The sequence below is a fragment of the Halovivax gelatinilyticus genome, from assembly GCF_024300625.1.
Lineage (GTDB): Archaea > Halobacteriota > Halobacteria > Halobacteriales > Natrialbaceae > Halovivax > Halovivax gelatinilyticus.
Window position 1 is genome coordinate 1,737,399 of record NZ_CP101322.1, and the last position, 18,859, is coordinate 1,756,257.

The 18,859-nt window shown below is 63.1% G+C and carries 14 protein-coding genes; 5 read left to right on the plus strand and 9 right to left on the minus strand.

What is annotated here, in order from left to right; all coding sequences use genetic code 11:
• Window positions 1-31: 31 nt before the first annotated feature.
• Together ilvA and lpdA are read left to right on the plus strand one after the other, a co-directional pair.
• Entirely contained in the window at window positions 32-1,252 is a 1,221-nt protein-coding gene (gene ilvA, locus NKH31_RS08315) for a threonine ammonia-lyase (RefSeq protein WP_254864668.1), read from the plus strand.
• Between the two features lie 202 nt (window positions 1,253-1,454).
• Window positions 1,455-2,915 (plus strand): dihydrolipoyl dehydrogenase, encoded by a 1,461-nt coding sequence (gene lpdA, locus NKH31_RS08320; RefSeq protein WP_254864670.1) that lies wholly within the window; start codon window positions 1,455-1,457, stop codon window positions 2,913-2,915.
• 92 nt (window positions 2,916-3,007) lie between these two features.
• Here the strand turns inward: lpdA and NKH31_RS08325 are convergent, their stop codons facing one another.
• The 7 genes from NKH31_RS08325 to NKH31_RS08355 form a co-directional block, all read right to left on the minus strand.
• Window positions 3,008-3,325, minus strand: a complete 318-nt coding sequence (locus tag NKH31_RS08325) for an acetone carboxylase subunit gamma (RefSeq protein WP_254864671.1) — start codon at window positions 3,323-3,325, stop codon at window positions 3,008-3,010.
• Complete coding sequence (locus NKH31_RS08330; protein ID WP_254864673.1) at window positions 3,318-5,270, minus strand: hydantoinase B/oxoprolinase family protein; 1,953 nt, start codon at window positions 5,268-5,270, stop codon at window positions 3,318-3,320. The genes NKH31_RS08325 and NKH31_RS08330 overlap by 8 nt, the downstream gene beginning before the upstream one ends.
• The gene (locus tag NKH31_RS08335; protein ID WP_254864674.1) at window positions 5,267-7,354 is read right to left on the minus strand and encodes a hydantoinase/oxoprolinase family protein; all 2,088 of its coding nucleotides are present in this window, start codon (window positions 7,352-7,354) and stop codon (window positions 5,267-5,269) included. Before NKH31_RS08335 ends, NKH31_RS08330 begins: the two co-directional genes overlap by 4 nt.
• A 232-nt stretch (window positions 7,355-7,586) precedes the next feature.
• Entirely contained in the window at window positions 7,587-9,731 is a 2,145-nt protein-coding gene (locus NKH31_RS08340; RefSeq protein ID WP_254864675.1) for an oxidoreductase, read from the minus strand.
• 2 nt (window positions 9,732-9,733) lie between these two features.
• Entirely contained in the window at window positions 9,734-10,585 is an 852-nt protein-coding gene (locus NKH31_RS08345; RefSeq protein WP_254864677.1) for an LLM class flavin-dependent oxidoreductase, read from the minus strand.
• A 307-nt stretch (window positions 10,586-10,892) separates the two neighbouring features.
• On the minus strand, window positions 10,893-12,434 hold the full coding sequence (locus NKH31_RS08350) for a sodium:solute symporter family protein (protein WP_254864678.1): 1,542 nt from the start codon (window positions 12,432-12,434) through the stop codon (window positions 10,893-10,895).
• On the minus strand, window positions 12,434-12,769 hold the full coding sequence (locus NKH31_RS08355; protein ID WP_254864679.1) for a hypothetical protein: 336 nt from the start codon (window positions 12,767-12,769) through the stop codon (window positions 12,434-12,436). The genes NKH31_RS08350 and NKH31_RS08355 overlap by 1 nt, the downstream gene beginning before the upstream one ends.
• A 211-nt stretch (window positions 12,770-12,980) precedes the next feature.
• Here NKH31_RS08355 and NKH31_RS08360 point away from each other — a divergent pair, with 211 nt between their 5' ends.
• The gene (locus NKH31_RS08360; RefSeq protein ID WP_254864680.1) at window positions 12,981-13,688 is read left to right on the plus strand and encodes a maleate cis-trans isomerase family protein; all 708 of its coding nucleotides are present in this window, start codon (window positions 12,981-12,983) and stop codon (window positions 13,686-13,688) included.
• Between the two features lie 264 nt (window positions 13,689-13,952).
• Here NKH31_RS08360 and NKH31_RS08365 read toward each other — a convergent pair whose 3' ends face one another.
• Both NKH31_RS08365 and NKH31_RS08370 read right to left on the minus strand, forming a co-directional pair.
• Complete coding sequence (locus NKH31_RS08365; RefSeq protein ID WP_254864681.1) at window positions 13,953-14,339, minus strand: RidA family protein; 387 nt, start codon at window positions 14,337-14,339, stop codon at window positions 13,953-13,955.
• Window positions 14,340-14,509: 170 nt separating this feature from the next.
• The gene (locus NKH31_RS08370; protein ID WP_254864682.1) at window positions 14,510-15,658 is read right to left on the minus strand and encodes an NAD(P)/FAD-dependent oxidoreductase; all 1,149 of its coding nucleotides are present in this window, start codon (window positions 15,656-15,658) and stop codon (window positions 14,510-14,512) included.
• Between the two features lie 291 nt (window positions 15,659-15,949).
• On the opposite strand from NKH31_RS08370, the gene NKH31_RS08375 reads away from it, so the two are divergent.
• Both NKH31_RS08375 and NKH31_RS08380 read left to right on the plus strand, forming a co-directional pair.
• The gene (locus NKH31_RS08375; protein ID WP_254864683.1) at window positions 15,950-17,527 is read left to right on the plus strand and encodes an ABC transporter substrate-binding protein; all 1,578 of its coding nucleotides are present in this window, start codon (window positions 15,950-15,952) and stop codon (window positions 17,525-17,527) included.
• A 104-nt stretch (window positions 17,528-17,631) separates the two neighbouring features.
• A complete protein-coding gene (locus tag NKH31_RS08380; protein ID WP_254864685.1) occupies window positions 17,632-18,804 on the plus strand; it encodes a M24 family metallopeptidase in 1,173 nt (390 codons plus the stop codon).
• Window positions 18,805-18,859: the final 55 nt, after the last annotated feature.

Here is an 18,859-nt window from a genome sequence, read left to right on the forward strand (position 1 = left end):
GGGTTTATACCCGCCTTCGAAGTCGGTAGGCATGGGAGAGGTCGAGTTCGCGGACGTCCGCGCGGCGCGTGAGCGATTCGACGACGAGTCGGTCGTCAGGGAGACGCAACTGGAGTCGAATCGGTCGCTCTCGGGGATGACCGACGCGACGGTCTACCTGAAGATGGAACACCTCCAGCGGACGGGCTCGTTCAAGACGCGCGGGGCGTACAACAAGCTGTTGCAGGTGGCCGAACGCGGCGACGTCTCGCGCGTCGTCGCCGCGAGTGCGGGCAACCACGCCCAGGGCGTCGCGCTCGCGGCGACGACGGTGGGTCTCGACTCGACGATCGTGATGCCGAGACACGCTCCCCAGGCGAAGGTCGACGCGACGCGCAGCTACGGCGGCGACGTCGAACTCTATGGGAAGGACTTCCAGGCGGCGATGGCCCACGCGAAAACGCTTGCCGACGGCGACGACGTGACGTTCGTCCACGCCTACGACGACCCGGCGATCGTCGCCGGCCAGGGCACCATCGGCATCGAGATCCACGAGGCGCTTCCCGCGGTCGATACCGTCGTCGTTCCCATCGGCGGTGGGGGTCTCATCGGCGGCATCAGCCTGGCGCTGTCGGAACTCGACCCGGACGTCCGGGTGGTCGGCGTCCAGGCCGCCTCGGCGGCGACGGTACCGGATAGCCTCGATAAGGGCATTCCCCAGTCGATCGACGACGCGAAGACGATCGCCGACGGCATCGCGACCGGCGGCATCTCCGAACTCACGCTCGGGCTCATCGAAGACCACGTCGACGAGGTCGTCACCGTCTCGGACGACGAGATCGCCAACGCCACGTTGATCCTCTTAGAGCGAGCGAAACAGCTCGTCGAGGGTGCCGGGGCGGCCTCGGTCGCCGCGATTCTGTCTGACGATCTCGACGTCGCCGGCGAGACGGTGGTTCCTGTCCTCGGCGGGGGAAACATCGACATCTCGATGCTCCAGGTCGTCCTCGATCACGCGCTGACCGACCGCGAGCAGTTACTCCGCCTGCGCGTGCGCATCACCGACCAACCCGGGAAGATGTCCGACATCTCCGAGGTCATCTCGGACCACGGCGCGAACATCCGCACCGTTCGCCACGACCGTGCCGTCGGCGACTTACAGGTCGGCGAGGCCTACCTCGTCTTTCAGGTCGTCACCAGCGGCTCCGAACACGCCAGATCGGTCATCGAGGAGATCGAAGCGCGGGGCTACGAGGTCGAGCGGGTACTCTGAGAGCGGAATCCGATTCGCCCGCCCATCGTCGCACTCCTCGTGGTCCGTGATACACATTGTGAGGGTCGGTATTCGTTGGATTTCGGAGCCAATTGTGGTCGATTAGTGGACGATCGTTTCGGAATGGGCCAAAACAGCGGCCACACGGCTCGACTCGATACCTGCCAGTTTTTATAGCTCGACTGGGTTTGTGTACGTAGCTATGGTCGTCGGAGACGTTACCACCGGAACGGACGTGTTAGTGATCGGTGCGGGCCCCGCGGGCTACGTCGCCGCCATCCGGGCGGGACAGCTAGACCTCGACGTAACGCTCGTCGAGAAGGACGCCTACGGCGGGACCTGTCTGAACTACGGTTGCATCCCCTCGAAGGCGATGATCACGGCCACGAACGTGGCCCACGAGGCGAAAAACGCAGAAGAGATGGGGATCCACGCCGAGCCGGCGATCGACCTCGCCGGGATGGTCGGCTGGAAGGACGAGGTGGTCTCTCAGCTCACCGGCGGCGTCGAGAAGCTCTGTAAGGCAAACGGCGTCTCGCTGATGGAGGGGACGGCGACGTTCGCCGACGAGAACACGGTCCGGATCTCGCACGACGGCGAGGGCCAGGGCTCCGAATCGGTCTCGTTCGAGCACGCCATCGTCGCGACGGGGTCGCGCCCGATCCAGATCCCGGGCTTCGACTTCGCCGACGACCCCGTCTTGAGCTCTCGCCAGGCGCTCTCGCTCGAGAACGTCCCCGACTCGCTGGTGCTCGTCGGCGCCGGCTACATCGGCATGGAACTCGCGAGCGTCTTCGCGAAACTCGGCACGGACGTCACGGTCGTCGAGATGCTAGACGACGTCTTGCCGGGCTACGACGACGATCTCACGCGCCCGGTGAAACAACGCGCCGAGGAACTCGGGATCGACTTCCACTTCGGCTACGCCGCCTCCGAGTGGAAGGATATCGGCGACGGGATCCGCGTCGTCGCCGAGCCGGCCGAAGCGGTCGCGAGCGACGGGGGAAGCGAGGCGGTCGAGGCCGAATCGATCGAACTCGACACCGAGAAGGTGTTGATCGCCGTCGGCCGCCAGCCGGTGACGGAGTCGCTCGACCTGGAGGAGGCGGGCGTCGAGACCGACGACCGCGGGTTTATCCAGACGGACGACCGCGCGCGAAGCAACGTCGAGCACGTCTTCGCCGTCGGCGACGTCGCCGGCGAGCCGATGCTCGCACACAAGGGCAGCTACGAGGGCCAGGTCGCCGCCGAGGTGATCGCCGGCGAGCCCTCGGCGATCGACTACCAGGCGATGCCCGCCGTCGTCTTCACCGACCCCGAGATCGCCACGGTCGGCATGAGCGAGGACGAAGCCGAGGAGGCTGGCTTCTCCCCGCTCGTCGGTAAATTCCCGTTCCGCGCGAGCGGTCGCGCGCTGACGACCGGTCACGCCGACGGCTTCGTGAAGATCGTCGCCGACGAGGAGAGCGAGTTCGTCCTCGGCGCCTCGGTCGTCGGCCCCGAAGCCTCCGAGCTGCTCGGCGAACTCGGCCTCGCGGTCGAACTCGGCGCCACGCTAGAAGACGTCGCCGGCACGATCCACGCCCACCCGACGCTCTCGGAGTCGGTGATGGAGGCCGCCGAGAACGCGCTCGGTCACGCGATCCACACGCTGAACCGATAGCCGCAGTTCGAGTCGACGGATCCAATCGTTCGAACGGTCACTTCCGATCCGCTTTCAGAGTATCTCTGCGTGGTGGTCCTCGTGGCTCGGCTCTACTGCTCACTGGCCGCGTTCGAGTCGGCGTACACTTCTTTATCGTGTATCGGAGGCAGGTCCGCGAGGATGACCTCGGTTTCTACCTGCACCGCGCAGTTCGGACAGTAGTACCGGCGGAACTCGAAGTCATCGTCGACGTACAGCGACGGGTCGTTGACGAGCGGTCCCGCTTCCTGCAGCGGTGATCGATCGCACAGGAGGTGGTACTTGTAGTTCTCGTCGGCGTCGCACAGCACTTGCCGGCACTTGCGACACCGGACGACGCCCTGATCGGTGTCGATCTCGAGGTGGGTATCGACGCGTCGATTACGCATCGGAACCACCCCACGGTTCCGCAGACAACCGTGTTGTGCGGATCTCTTCTCTCAGCTCCGCCGTCGCCGCTTCGTCCACCTCGCCGTCCGTGACGACGACGCCGTAGGTCCGCTCGGCCGCGTCCGCGCTGACGGCCCCGGCGCGGACGTCTGCGGCGACGCGTTCGGGATCTCGGTCGAGCGGATCGCCGTATCCGCCGCCACCCTGCCAGATGCTGTAGTAGACGTCATCTGCCTCCTGTACGAACTTCGCCTTCGGCGGGACGACGTCCGAATCTCCGTCGATCTCGTCTACGTCGGCCGGAATCTCGCCCGATTCGAGTATCTCTCTCGCGTTCGAGTCGCGAACGAGTTCGTACCGGACGGCGTTCGAGGGGTGGCCGCCGCTGACGCCGTGGCTGGTCGGGGCGGCGGCGCCGAATGCCGAAATAACGTGCTGGATGGGCGCGTCGGTACCGTGGGGGAGCCAGCACATGCTCGCCGTGAGGCCGCCGCGGTACTCGCCGGCTCCGCCCGAGTCGGGAACCTCCTTGCGGAACATGTACAGCATGGGAAACGCGAGTTCGTTCGATTCCACGTTCGCCGTAATTCCTCCGGGGGCGGCGAAGATGCCCGCCGTGTTGATGCCGTCCGCGTGCGAGCGGGCGCCCCACCCGCCCGCCATGGGATCCATAAACTGCGTGACGAACTGGTCTCCACGCTGGTCGATTCCCATCGCGTTCATCGTCACCCAGGAGCCCGACGACCCGGCGACGAGGTCGTCGCTGTACTCTTCGCTCGACGCGAGCATCTTCGCGACGCACTGATTCGAGAGGTTGACCGTGTGCCAGGTGCCGGCAATCGCCGCCATTCCGGTTCCCGCCGGGAACTCCGCGTTGACGACGAGGTTCGATTCTGCCTCGAATTCGATCGCCCGATAGATGCCACCAAGCGCCCAGGGGATGTCGTGACAGACCATTGGCAACACGGGCGCGACGAGGCCCCCGCGCATCCCGGCGTAGGTCGTGTTGATCATGCCCGTCGCGCCGTCCCCGTCGACGTGAAACCGGAGGGTATCGTCGTCTTTTTCGAGTGCGAGTTCGGTCCGGTAGACGCCCCGGTCGTCGGCGGTGGCGACTTCCTGGTAGTCGACGTGGCGCCAGACTCCGTCCGGGAGTTCCCGAAGCCGATTTCGAAGGCTCGTCTCCGCGTAATCCATCGTCTCCTTCAGAACGGCCTTGACCGTCTCTGGGCCGTAGTCGTCGATGAGGTTGTGGATTCGATCGATCGCGACGTTGTTGCCCGCGATCTGTGCGCGCAGATCCATTCCGACCATCGCCGGGGCGCGAGACTTTCGTAGGAAGATATCCTCCACGTCGGCCCTGAGACTGCCGTCTTCGACGAGTTTCGTCGGCGGGACCGGTTCGGCCTCGGCGAACGCGTCGTCGTCTTCGATCGCGAAACTACCGATTTCGTTTCCGCCGACGTCGACCTGGTGAACCGTCGAACTCACCCAGGAGAACAACTCGTCCTCGTAGAAGACGGGAGCGAGCACTACCGCGTCGTTCTGGTGAACGGCTCCGATCCAGGGGTCGTTACAGATGTACATATCGCCCGGCTCGATCCCGGGGTTATCCGATCGCCGTTCTAAGATCCACTTGATGATGAGGTCGGTTACGCTCGCGTGATACATCACGTACGGACCGAGGCTCACCGTGTTCCCTCGTTCGTCACCGATGGTGACGTTAAAGTCGTAGGCGTCAGTGACGATCGGCGAGCCGCTGACCTGCTTTAGCGTCGTCCCCTGCTCTTCATTGATCTGCTGGAGTCGATTTCGCAACACTTCGAACGTCACCTGGTCGAGTTCGAATTCGTCGCTCGGTTCGTGAAAGGCGACGCCGCTGATGGCCGATTCGTCGAGTTCGGTTACTGCTGTGTAGGGTTCGTGGCCGGGTATCTGGGTCATCGTTCTCCCTCCGTGATGTGAATACTGCGGTACTCGTCGACGGTGGCGTGCTGATGGGGCCGAATCGTCACCGTCGTATCGGGGAGCTGAACCACCGCCGGCCCGTCGAACTCGTCGCCGGGTGCGAGGCGCTCGCCGTCGTAGACCGCGGTGGAATGCCGGGCCCCCGGTCCGGGCCAGTAGACCTCCCGGTGGTCGATCTGCGCGTCGCCCGATCGAGTCGTCGACCCGCCGAGTGACGGGTTGCTCGTCCGTACGCTGCCGGTTACCCGCTGGTTGACGAGCTCCGCCGGGACGGGCGCGTACGTTGAGCCTTCCCCGTAGAGACTCTCGTACTTCGATTCCCAGCGGTCGATCGTCGCCTCGACGTCGGCGTCGGTCAGGTCGCCACCGGGGACGCCGACTGAGAGCTGGTGGACCTGGCCTTTGTACCTGATCTCGGCCTCGCGGGCAAACGAGACGGCGTCGCCGTCGAATCCTCGGTCGACGAGCGTCTCGCGGACGTCGGCCGCGAGCCCGTCGTAGACCCGCGTCACGGCGGCCGGATCGAACGGTTCGAAGTCGGGGTTCGATCGCTCGGCGACGTAGTTGACGTCGGCCGTCGCGATGCCGAACGCCGAGAACACCGATGCGGTGTCTCCGAGCGGGACGACGACCGACTTGACGCCGAGGTCTGACCCGTAAAACGACGCGTGGACCGGGCCGGCGCCGCCGTATGAGAGCAGCGAAAACTCTCGAGGGTCGTGCCCACGTTCGACGGTCACCTGTCGAAGTAGATCGGCCATCGCTCCGTTGACGATCTCGAAGATGCCGGCCGCCGCCTGCTCGACGGTCATATCGAGCGGATCCGCGACGGATCGAACCGCACTGTGGGCTGCTTCGACGTCCATCTCTCGACGACCGCCGAGGAAGTACTCCGGATCGAGGTACCCCAGCACGAGGTCGGCGTCCGTGACGGTTGGCTCGGTACCGCCGAGACCGTAGCACGCGGGTCCGGGATCGGCGCCCGCGCTCTTTGGCCCCACCCGGAGCGCGCCACCGTCGTCGATCCACGCGATCGACCCGCCGCCGCTCCCGATCGATTCGATGTCGACCGAGAGCTGATAGAGCGTCTGACTATTGACCGACAGCGTCGGCCGTGTCTGTACGTCCCCGTCGATGATGAGTCCGACGTCGAAACTCGTGCCGCCGACGTCCGTACAGATCAAATTCGGCTCGCCCATCTCCCGACCGACGAATTGGGAGCCGAGTATCCCGCCCGTCGGTCCGGACATGATGGTCGAAACCGCCTCCGACGAGATAGATTCGGGATCCATCGCACCGCCCGTGCTCTTCATCACGTAAAACGGTGCGTCGAGGCCCCGCTCGGTCAACTCGGATGCCAGGGATTCGATATACGTTTCGAGAACCGGCGCCGTCGCCGCGTTGACGACCGTCGTCGCCGTTCGCTCGTACTCGCCGAGTTTTGGGGCGACTTCGTGAGAGCAAAAACACGGACACTCGGGAGCGACGTCGGCCGCTATCTCTCGGACTCGTCGCTCGTGATCCGGATTTTCGAAACTCCAGAGCAAACTGACTGCGAGTGTATCGACCGCGGGAGCCAGTTCCTCGATCGCGGTTCGGACGCCGTCTTCGTCGAGTTCGACGATCGCCTCGCCCTTGTAGTCTATTCGCTCGTCGATCTGGCGGATCAGTCGTGGCGGTACGAGCGGATCCGGCTTCGACTGACTCGCGTAATGTTGTTGCTCCGATCGTGTTAGTCCCTCCGTCCGGGTCTTCGTCCGACCGATCGCGAGCGCGTCAGCGTGGCCGCTCGTCGTGATCAGCCCGACGTCCGCTCCGCTTGCCTCGAGGACGGTATTCGTCGTCAGCGTCGTTCCGTGAAAGAGGACGGACGTTCGAGACAGCAACGTCTCGAGGTCGATTCCGACCTCGTCGGCGCCGTTTCGAAGCGAATTGAGCACACCCGTCGTTGGATCGTCGGGCGTCGTTTCCGACTTTCCCGTCTCCCGACTCCCGTCGTCTCCGATTAGTACGGTGTCGGTAAATGTCCCTCCGGTATCAACACCGATGACGTACGTCATACGGTACCAAGATCAACCGTCTGTTATAAATGAATTATATATTCTAACAGATAGTATCGCGGGTCAATTACACCGCTAGTTGACCGATCACAACGGATCCGGGTGTCGATCGAGCGCCGTCAACTCACAGCGAGTGACGCCCACTCACCGAGCCATCGACGGGCGGAGGCCGGTTTCCCATCGACGCTGTTTTCGGGCTCCGGGAGGGCACATCGGTATCCGTCGAACGATGTCACCCGTTGAACGTACAGAGGTCAGCGCGTCCGGAGCCGACGAGCGTGTTCACGTCGTCGTAGGTCGTGACGTAACTCGTCGAGAGCGCCGGCAACCCGCTCTCGTTCCGGTAGGTCTCGGTGAAGTCGGTGAGTACCGTCGGATCGTAGCGCGGGCGCTCGCGGACGGTCGCTTGCCCGGCGACGATCGAGAGTAGATCGCACTCGCGGTCGGCGAGTTCGCGGGCGACTTGCAGCGACTCGCGAGTCTTCAGCCCCTGGAGGTTCCAGTCGGTCGCCTGGAGACAAACGCCGAGGGGCTTTTCGTCCGGCCAGACATCTCGAACGGCGTCGAAGACCGAGAGCGGATATCGCATCCGATTTTCGAGCGACCCGCCGTACTCGTCGTCGCGGTCGTTCGTCAGCGGCGAGAGGAACGACGAGAGGAGGTAGCCGTGGCCGGCGTGGAGCTGGAGGTAGTCGAACCCGGCCGCGTCGGCGCGTTCGGTCGCCCGGACGAACGCGTCGCGAACGCGCTCACAGTCGGAGTCGTCCATCGCGGTCGGTTCGGGACCGCCAGGGGCGTAGGGGGTGGCCGACGGCGCGTACACCTCCCAGCGCTCGTCGGGCGGGAGCGGGCGATCGAGTCCGCGCTCGCGCGGTCGCGTCGCGCCGCGACGACCGGCGTGAAACAGCTGCGCGCCGATGGCGGCGTCCGTCTCGGCGTGGACGGTCTCGACCAGATCGGCCCAGGTCGACTCGTGGGCGTCGTCGTAGAGCCCCGGCGTGCCGGGCGTGATTCGCCCGGTCGCGTTCACCGCGATCGGATCGGGTAGCAAGAGCCCGGGACCGCTCTCTGCGCGTTCGCGAAGGTCGTCGACGTAGCCGTCGGCGGGCCGACCGTCGGTCGCCTCGTGACTCGGCGGCCGCGAACCGACGAGTCGGTTGTCGATCGTCGTCTCACGAAGTGAGAGCGGCTGGTGTAGCGGCGGGCGGGCGGCCAGCGGTTCGGTCGTCGCCTCGGACGCCTGCGTTTCGAACCAGCGGTCGTAGCCGTCGGCGTATCCGACGTCGCGCAGTTTGAGGCTGTCGTAGGAAATCCGCCCGCTCCGGGTCAGCAGGTTGTACGCGAACTGTTCGGGCGGCAGGTCCCAGTAGCGTTCGACGTTCTCGAAGTAGCGCTGGCTGCGCTCGGCAGCATCCTGCAGTCCTTCGACGCGGGGCCGACGCTCCTTCTCGTAGTGGTTGAGCGCCGACCGGACGTCGTCGCCGTGTTCGCGAACGCCTTCGAGCAGCGAGATGGCGTCTTCGAGCGCGAGCTTGGTTCCCGATCCGATCGAGAAGTGGGCGGTGTGGGCGGCGTCGCCGAGCAGGACGACGTCCTCGCCCATCGACCACGAGCCGCACTCGACGACGGGGAAGTTTCGCCAGGCGTAGAGCTTACTCCGTAGCTCGTGGCCGTCTAAGTGGTCGGCGAAGAGGTCTTCGACGTAGGCGAGCGCTTCGTCCTCGCTCTTTTCGTCCATGCCGGCCGCCTCCCAGGTCGCCTCGGTGCACTCGACGATGAACGTGCTCATCCGACCGGGGTAGGCGTGGACGCGCCAGAGGCCGTGTTCGTTCTCCCTGAAGACGAACGTGAAGACGTCGAACGGCTTCTCGGTGCCGAACCAGGCGAACTTCGCGTCGCCCATCGAGACGCTCGGTCGGAAGGCCGCTTCGTAGGTGGTCCGAACCGTGCTGTTCAACCCGTCGGCGCCGATCAGGAGGTCGGATTCGTCGACGAGTTCCTCGACGTCGCCTTCGTCGATCTCGTCGCCGTGGCGCAGTTCGACGCCGACTTCCGCTGCGCGTTCCTGGAGGATCGTGAGCAGTTCCGACCGCATGATGCCGGCGAAGGTGTGGCCGCCACAGCGGATCGACTCGCCCTCGAGGTGGATATCGATCGGATCCCAGCGGACGAACGCGTCGGTGATGCGCTCGTGGGTTTTCGTATCCGCTTCCCGGAGATTCGACAGCGTCGCGTCGGAGAAGACGACGCCCCAGCCGTAGGTGTTGTCGGCCGGATCGCGTTCGTAGACGGTGATCTCCCAGTCGGGGCGCTCTTTTTTCAGGAGCGTACTCGCGTAGAGGCCGGCGGGGCCGCCGCCGACGACGGTTACCTGCATGGTTATCGCCACTCGGTTTCGATGAGCGTTTCGAGCCGATCGTACTGATCGTCGTCGGCGACGGTCGGAAAGAGCAGCAGTTCGTCGCAACCGGCGTCGGCGTAGCCGCGGACGAACTGGAGCACCTCCTGTGGCGTCGTCAGCAGGCTGTCGGCGATCTTCTCGGCGAACGGGCCGGTGAAGGCGTAGTAGTCGAGGAGGTACTCGCGGCCGCGCTCGGCGGCGTCCTCGCCGAGGGCGAAATAGCCGTGACCCCAGAGGTCGGGGTCGCCGGGTCGGCCGGATTCGGCCCAGGCGGCCCGGGCCTGTTCGGCTTTCCGCTCGAACGCCCGCGGAGGCCCGCCGCCGTGGATGTAGCCGTCGGCGTAGCGCCCGACGCGGTTGAAGGTGGGATCGCTGTCGCCGCCGACGAGCAGGTGCGGGCCACCCTCGCGTGCGGGTTCCGGTCCGATCTCGTCGTCTTCCCAGCTCTCGCGGAGGCTATTCAACTGCTTCGAGAAGCGCCGGCCACGTCCGTCGAAGTTGACACCGGCGGCCTCGTAATCCTCGGGGCGTGCCCCGAGTGCGAGACCGAGGGTGAGCCGTCCGCCCGAGAGTCGGTCGACCGTCGCGGCTCGCTTCGCGAGGAGCGCGTCGTTGCGAAGCGGGCCGGCGACGATCGAGGTCACCAGTTGTATGTCCTCGGTGTAGCCGATACAGGCGGCGAGCGTCGCGAGCGGGTCCGTGCTCCGGTAGACGAGCCGGTCGAAGACGCCGAGACTCGTGAACGGGCCGTCCTCGGCTCGCTCGGCCCACGTGAGCAGCGTCTCTCGATCGGCATCCAGCGTGTTCGGGAGCCCGATTCCAATTTGCATTTCACTTGAATACTGGTAAGCGTTCACGTATATCTGTCGATCAGTGCAGCACATTTCCGATTCTGTCCTTATTTATTGGACAAATAAACCACAGATGTCTAATTTAATTTTCCATACTCTGCACTCGCGCCATATTCGTGGCGTGTTCCCCAACGAGCGACCAACCGACGTGGCGATCAGGTTTCGGTCGATACGTGCCGTTCTTCGAGGTGTTGTGGGCGATTCGGACGGCACCCGCCCCATCGACTGGCGAGCGGTTCAGTTATCCTCGCGGGTCCGTCAAAATGGGTGGCCGCAGGCGAGTTCGTCAGTCGTCGGCCGTCACTACCGATCCGTCGTCGTCCCAGCGCTGGTTCGACGCACCGTCGAGGTAGCCCTGGATGCGTTCTACGTTCTCCTGTGGGACGGGCGACGTGACGTAACTCACAACGACGAAGACGATCGAGTTCGCGAGGAGGGCGTAGAAGCCGGAGAAGAATCCGACGTCGATCGCGGACGGAATCGCGATCCACTCGACCAGTAACAGACACACGAGTATCACACCCGTCGAGAGTCCGGCTATCGCCCCCGCCGCGGATGCGCGATCCCAGATGAGCGCTCCGACGATGATCGGTGCCAGCTGGGCGGCGCCTTCCAGGGCGAACGTCAACAGCCAGAACAAGATGGCGAACTCCTGGATCGCGATGACGTACGCGATGATGGCGATGATCGGGACCAGTATCTGTGCAAAGCGCGTCTCTTTTCGTTCGTCGATTTCACCGTCGGCGACGAATTCTTCGTACCAGTCGCGAGTCAGCAGGACGGCGACTGCATGAAGCTGCGAATCTTTCGTACTCATCGCCGCGGCGATCGCGCCGGCGACGACGATCGAAGCGAACCACGCCGGAGCGAATTCGTAGAGCATCTCCGGAACGATGTTATCGGGATCAGATATTTCCGGGAAGTAGATCAATCCGCCGAGGGCGATGAACGGGATTGCCAGGTAGAAGATAAACAGGTAGATCGACGCGCTAACGCCGGACCACTTGATCGTCGCCGGTGAACCGCCGCCGAAGTATCGAAGGAACATCTGCGGGAGCATCATCTGGCCTAACACGGCGATAATGAACCACGTAAACGTAAACTCTGGCGTCCACATGTCACCCGGGCCCGGAATGAGGAAGTGATCCTGGAACTCGGCGCTCAATTCGGCGAACAGGTCTGTCGGACCCTGGAACGCGGTTGCCATGATGAGTATCGCAGAGAGCCAGATCGCGATGAGCATGAACACACCCTGGATGATGTCCGTCCAGGCGAGCGCTCTCAGTCCGCCGAGCCACACGTAGATGACGCCCGCCGCGAGAAGTATTGCGGCTCCAACTTCGAAACTGACGACTCCTTCAGTTGCAACTTCGAAGATGATCCCGGCGCCTGTGAGTTGTAGCGCGACGTACGGGAACGAAAACAGAATAAGCACGCCACTCGCAAGTAAGGAAAGCGGTTTCGAGTCGTAAAAGTCGGCGAGGAAGTCCGACGGTGAAATATAGCCGTATTTGGCACCGAGAATCCACATACGACTTCCGAGAACCCAGAATATTACCCCGGCGAAAAATAGCTGGAGCGTAAATCCAATTATCGCTGGGAGGCCGGTCATGTACGTGATCCCGCCTGCTCCGAGAAATGCGAACGCAGAGAAAATCGTTGCCGCCACCGTGAACGTGAGCGCTGTGATGCCGAGTCCACGATCGGCCGCCATCCAGTCTTCGATTTCTAGTTTTCCGACTCGCCATCCCTGGTATCCGACCCCCAGAACGACCAGAATGTAGATTCCGATCGTTGCGAGGGCTACCTGTGCTTGTAACGAAACCATCACTTCTCACCTCCGTCAACGACCGCACTCTCGGGAACGGTAGTTTCGTCCCGATCTGTATCGGTAAACCCGATGACACCGGTTTTCTCCCGAAGTTCCGGCGGAACTTGTTCCATGGTAATTCCCCACGCGTCGATCCAGGCCGCCCAGAGCAGGATTATCGCCATGGCCGAACCGACCAGTAGCGTCCAAATGTATAACGGCGGGAAGCCGGCGACCAATTCTGGTGTATTAAACGCCGATACGATCGGGGGTGCGAGCGATACATGCGCGATAACGAGAAGGACAGCAGCGATTTTCCCTTCTCTCTTCTTTGGTATGATTTTACGTATCATGGCACGTGCTCACCGAGTCAATTGTACAAAATATAGTTAATGTATTAATTCTGGGAAATTCAATATCGGATTCTCTCCAACACGCTATGCAAAACGGTTATACTTGGATATTGTATTACGAGTGTACGTTACATTGGATGTTGATACCTCTCGGATTTGTGAGTAAAGAACCACCAAACTACTAACACGTAGTCGACACAGTATCACCATAATGGTCGCGCACACACGAATCGGGCTCATCGTCCCGTCGACGAATACGACCAACGAAGTCGAGTTCGTCGACTACGCCCCGTCCGACGTTTCCATTCACGTCGGGCGCGTCACAGGCGGCGATTGTACCGTCGAGACCCTAGAGCGAATGGCTGCTGACATAGAGCGCACTGCAGCGCTTCTGTCCGATGCGCGCGTGGATCTGATCGCGTTCGGCTGTACGACCGGGAGCCTGGTTCACGGCGCCGGATACGCCGAGGAACTCATCGAGGTGATTCAGGAGGCAAGCGGCGTCCCGGCCATCACGACCGCAAGCGCCGTCGTCGACGCGCTCGACGGGCTGGGGGCGTCCACACTGTCAGTCGCGACGCCGTACCCCGACGACATCAACCGACTCGTTAGTGCGTACCTGGAGGACCACGGATTCTCCATCGCGCGCCTCCACGGACTCGGTCACGCATCTCCCGTCGACGTGGCGAACCGGTCGGAGACGGCCGTCTACGATCATGCGAAGACTGTCGCCGATTCCGCCGCGGACTGCGTCTTTATCAGCTGTACGGACTATCCGACGTTCGAGACCATTCGCCCGCTCGAACGCGATATCGGTCGCCCGGTCGTCACCAGCAATCAGGCGACGCTGTGGCGCGCTCTCGAACTGACCGACGTGGCGTACGACGACGTTCCACTCGGACAGTTATTCGACGTATAAGCGCCACAATCTAGCTGAATCGAACGGGTCTGATCTGCACGGACGGGGCCGTCTCTACGCTCGATACGGTGGGCGTGGATCGACGCCGTGGCCAGTGAGGCGACGCTCGATACGTTTGCTCGCGGGACGAGTCGGAACAGACGCCGCCGTACCATCGTGTACTGGCGCGCGTAGAACGGTCCGCCTACCGACGTTCCGAAAATCCGTTATTCGCACGCCGACGGTCTGAGCACCGGATCCCACTAATTCGACCGGCCATGGTGCTCACTCGCGTACGGCTTCGGCTTTGATCTCGACGACCATGCCCTCTCTCGGAAGCTCGTTGACGGCGATCATGGTTGACGCAGGCTGTTCGTCGGGGAACGCTTCGCGGTGTGCGCGTCCGATCTCCTCCCAGTCGCCGAAGTCGGTCACGTACACCTCGGTGTGGATGACGTCGGTAATCGAGGCGCCTACTTCTTCGAGTGCGTGTTCGATACGATCCATAACGAACGACGCCTGCTCGTACGGCTCGCCGGGGGCGACGACCTCGCCGTCTTCGATCGGACTCGTCCCGGCCACCTGGACGGTGTTTCCGACTCTCACGGCACGATTGTAGCCGAACTGCTCTTCGAAGGTGGTCCCGGTCGAGTACGCCTCTCGGTCGGTCATACGACTCGTTGGGAGAACCAGTATTTGGATGCTGTGGTAGCGGAGATGTCGAATTCGTCGGTGTCGGCTGCGTATCCATCCTTCCACCGATTGGATACAAAATACGAGTGCAGGCCGGTTTCCACCCCAGGTTCGATACGCAGATGTGCTCCTGGGATCACCAGCCCCTGTTAGATGAAACTTTTCTCGCCGTCGGGAGCCGACGCCTCGAACCGGTCGCTTCCGAGCGCGGAAATGTCGACGAGCGAGGGCTCACCGTCGAGGATGATCTCAGAGACCAGTTGCCCGGTCGCCGGCGCGTGCATGAAGCCGTGGCCCGAAAACCCGACCGCGTTGACGAACCCCGGGACGGTCTCTTCGATGATCGGATTGCTATCGGGCGTCTGGGCGTACACGCCTTCGATCGTTCGTCTGACCCGACTGTCTTCGTCGAAGTACGTGGCCAGTTCGCCGAGCGACTCGAGGACGTCGATCGTCCAGTCGATCGGTTCGTCGCCTCGATACTGATCGGGATCGACGATCGGCATCGTCTCCTGGGGTCCGCTGGTTATCATGACCTCCTCGTTCTCCGGGTAGAAGACGGCGCCCGTATCGAGGTCCATCGTCAGCGGCAGATCGATCGGGAACGGTCGACTCGGTTCGACGAGCAGTTGCCGCCGAAGTCGCGGCGATACCGGGAGTTCGACGCCGACCATCTCCGCGATCTCGCCGGCCCACGCGCCGGCGGCGTTCACCACGTAGTCTGCGTCTACGTCTCCCTCGTCGGTGCGGACGGTGACGCGTCCTCGCTCGCCACGATCCAGGTCGATCCCGGTCACGTCGGTACCGATCGATAGCGTCGCTCCGGCCGATTCAGCGGCGTCGACGAACGCCTGAACGGCGAGTGATACGTCGACGAACCGGTCGCCGGGGGAAAAGGAGGCGCCGACGAACGGCTCCGTCGAGATACCCGGACACCGCGAGGCCGCTTCCTCCGGCTGCAGAAACTCGTTTTCGAACCCGTATTCGCGCTGGAGGGCGACGTCCCGTTCGAGTTGCGCCGCGGTGTCTTCGGTCCGGGCGAGAAAGAGGTATCCGTGCTGTCGCTCGTTCAGATCGACGCCGAACGTCGCTTCGAACGAGTCCCAGACGGAGATACTCTCCTTCGAGAGCGCCACGTTGACCGGGGTCGAAAACTGTGACCGGATTCCCCCGCCAGCACCGGTCGCACCGGCGCCGACGTGAGATTTTTCGCAGAGGGTGACGTCGGCACCGCCGGATGCGAGATAATAGGCAGCCGACGCGCCGACGATACCCCCACCAACAACTACGACGTGCATGGACCCTACTCGCCAGGCCCACCGCTTAACTCTTTGTCGCCGTTTCACAACGGGTTTGCGTGGATATTGAACCCCTATCTGACGGAAAGGTATTCTGTTGGCCAATCCGACAATCGGACTTCGCCGAACCAACTCATTAATAGAATAAACGCGCTTTCAAAATTTACCGGTAATCGGGGGGAATGGCAATTCATATCGGTATTTACACTACCTACTTTTCCGCTTTCCGTTACAATATTCCAACGTTTGTCCACAATGCTTATGCTATTTTCGCCCATGGCTTCGACTGGTATGAAATTTGAGAGTGGTTCGGTATCACGCCGCGAGTTCGTTCTCGCGACTGGTGCAACCTCGGCGATGCTTGCAGGATGTCTCGGTGGAAACGGATCCGGTGACGAACAGGTGCTGCGGATCGGTCTCGACGAGGACCCCCGGACGATCGATCCGGTCAGACACCTGAGTACACCCGATCGACAGGTGCTCAACAACGTCTTCAACAACATCGTCGCGCTGGATAACGATCTTAGCGTCGTTCCCGAACTGGCGGTGGACTTACCGGAGACCGAACAGGACGGCGCGCGGTGGATCGTCGAGATCGATTCGGACGCCGAGTTTCACAACGGCGAGCCGGTGACGTTCGAGGACGTCGAGTACTCGATGACCCAGCCGGTGGTCGAAGACCGCGGCGACGCGGGCGACTACAACATGATCGAGTCGATCGAGGAGGTCGACGAGCACACGATCCAGTTCGATCTCGAGGAGCCCTACGCGCGATTTATGCTCTCGCTGAACACGCTGGTGGTACCCAAAGACGTCCGCGAGGAGAACAAGGGCGCCGAAGACGAGTGGGCCGAGAACATCATCGGCAGCGGGCCGTACAAGTTCGTCGAGTGGGACGAAGGCGAGCGGGTGTTACTCGAGAAGAACGAGGACTACTGGATGGATATCGACCCGGCGCTCGACGAGGTCGAATTCCTCGAGATCGAGGAGGCCTCGACGCGGGTTACCACGCTCGAAACCGACGAAACCGATCTAATCGAGAACGTTCCGGCCGACCTGCAGTCGACGGTCGACGCGATGGATCACTCGTCGATGGACGTGATCGAAGGGCTCAACTGCAACTTCATCGCGTTCAACTGCATCGACGGGCCGACGGCAGACCCGCTCGTCCGCGAGGGCGTCGACGCCTGCATCGACCTCGACAACGAGATCGACCTGCAGATCGGCGACGGGGGCAGTCGGATGTATTCACCGGTGCCGACGATCCTCGCCGAAGAGTGGGATCTGCCGGTCGACGAGTGGGCCGACATTCCGGCGGAGAAAGACCACGACCGGGCGGCCGAACTGTTCGAGGAGGGTGGGCTGGACCCCGATTACGAGCTGGACATCCTGGTGTCGGGCGACGACACGCTGGCGATCTCGCTGGCGAACGAGATCGAGGCCGCCGGCTACTCGGCGAACGTCCAGAACCTAGAGTGGGGGACGTTCATCAGCACGTTCAACTCCGGCGACGCCGACGACATGAACATCTACCTTCTCGGTCTCTCCGGCTCGCCGGACCCCGGCGCGTTCATCAACACGCTCTATCACCCGAGCCGCGAGGGCGCCGACAACGGCCACTACTACCGCGACGACGAGTTACTCGAGTGGATGGAGGGCGCCGACGCGACCGACGACGAGGACGAACGCCGCGAGCTGTTCATCGACGCGACCACGCGCGTTCTCGAACAGCGCGTCCACCTGCCGACGTACGAGGAGATGGAGGCGTGGGGCGTCGCAAACCACGTCAACGATTTCCACGTGAACCCGCGGCCGTCGATCAACCCCCGGTTGACCAGCGAGTGGAACAACGTCAGCATCGACAACTAATCGTTCGCCCGGCGCTGTCGGGCACACCGGCCGGCGCGTCGACGGTTCGGTAACCGTCGTCTCCGCGTCTGAAACTCCTCTCCGCGGCGGTACCGCTACTACCCGTGAACACCGAACACCTGGATACGCACCTCGACTCGATCGACGCCGATGGGTACCTGCTCGATGCGAGCGGCTCGAACGGCGATCAACGGTACCTGTCGGGATTCGACGCCAGCGATCCGTTCGTGACGCTGTACGAACCGACCGCGTCGGAACGCCCGAACATTCACGTACTGATCGGCGAAACGGAGTACGGGCGCACGACGCGAGAGAGCAACGCGACCTCCGTGGAGACGTTTTCGACGCACCGATCGGCTTCGGATGGGTCCGAACGGAGCCGCGGTGGGGCGATCGCGTCGTTCGTTCGAGACCGCGACGTCAGCCGCGTTTGCGTGCCCGAACGCTTTCCCCACGGCGTCGCGAGCGAACTGCGAGCCGCGGGGATCGACGTGACGACCGACGAATCCGCGGCGGTGACGCGAACGCGGGCGATCAAATCTGCGGGCGAAATTGACCACATTCGATCCGTCCTCGACCGCGTCGAAGCCGCGTTCGAACGTATCGAGGCGGTGTTAGCCTCGGCCGACGTCGTCGATGGGTGGTTGTACCACGGCGACGACCCGCTCACGGGCCGGACGCTCACACGCGAAATTCGGCGCGAACTGGTCGATCGCGATCTGACGACGGAGCACGTGCTCGTCGGATGCGGCGCCGATTCGGCCGATCCCCACGGATCGACGGACGGGCCGATCGCAGCCGGCGAAAGCATCGTCGTGGATATCTTCCCGGCGGATCGACACACCGCGTATCACGCCGACACCACTCGTACGTTCGTCGTCGGAGAGCCGGATCCAGCGCTTGGCCGCCTGTACGACCAGGTCGACCGCGCACTCGATATCGCGATCGACACGCTCGGTCCCGGCGTTACTGGCGAGCAGGTAAACGAGCAGGTGCTCGGCTTTCTCGAAGGGAAGGGCCATCGCTCTCGTCGAACCCACGATTCGTTCGAATCGGGCGCGCTCCACTACGTCGCACACGGCATCGGTCTCGACGTCCACGAGTTGCCGGTGTGTCTCCCCGACGAACCTCCGCTCGAACCCGGCGCCGTGGTAGCGGTCGAACCCGGCCTGTACTACCCGGAGATCGGCGGCGTTCGTCTCGAAGACTGCGTTTTGATCACCGAAACGGGCTGTGAACGGCTCTCTCGCCACGAACGGCGGTTCGTCGTCGACTGACTGCCTGCTCGCACCTCGCTAACTCCCGTTCGTGGAAATAATCTGTCCTCTCCGT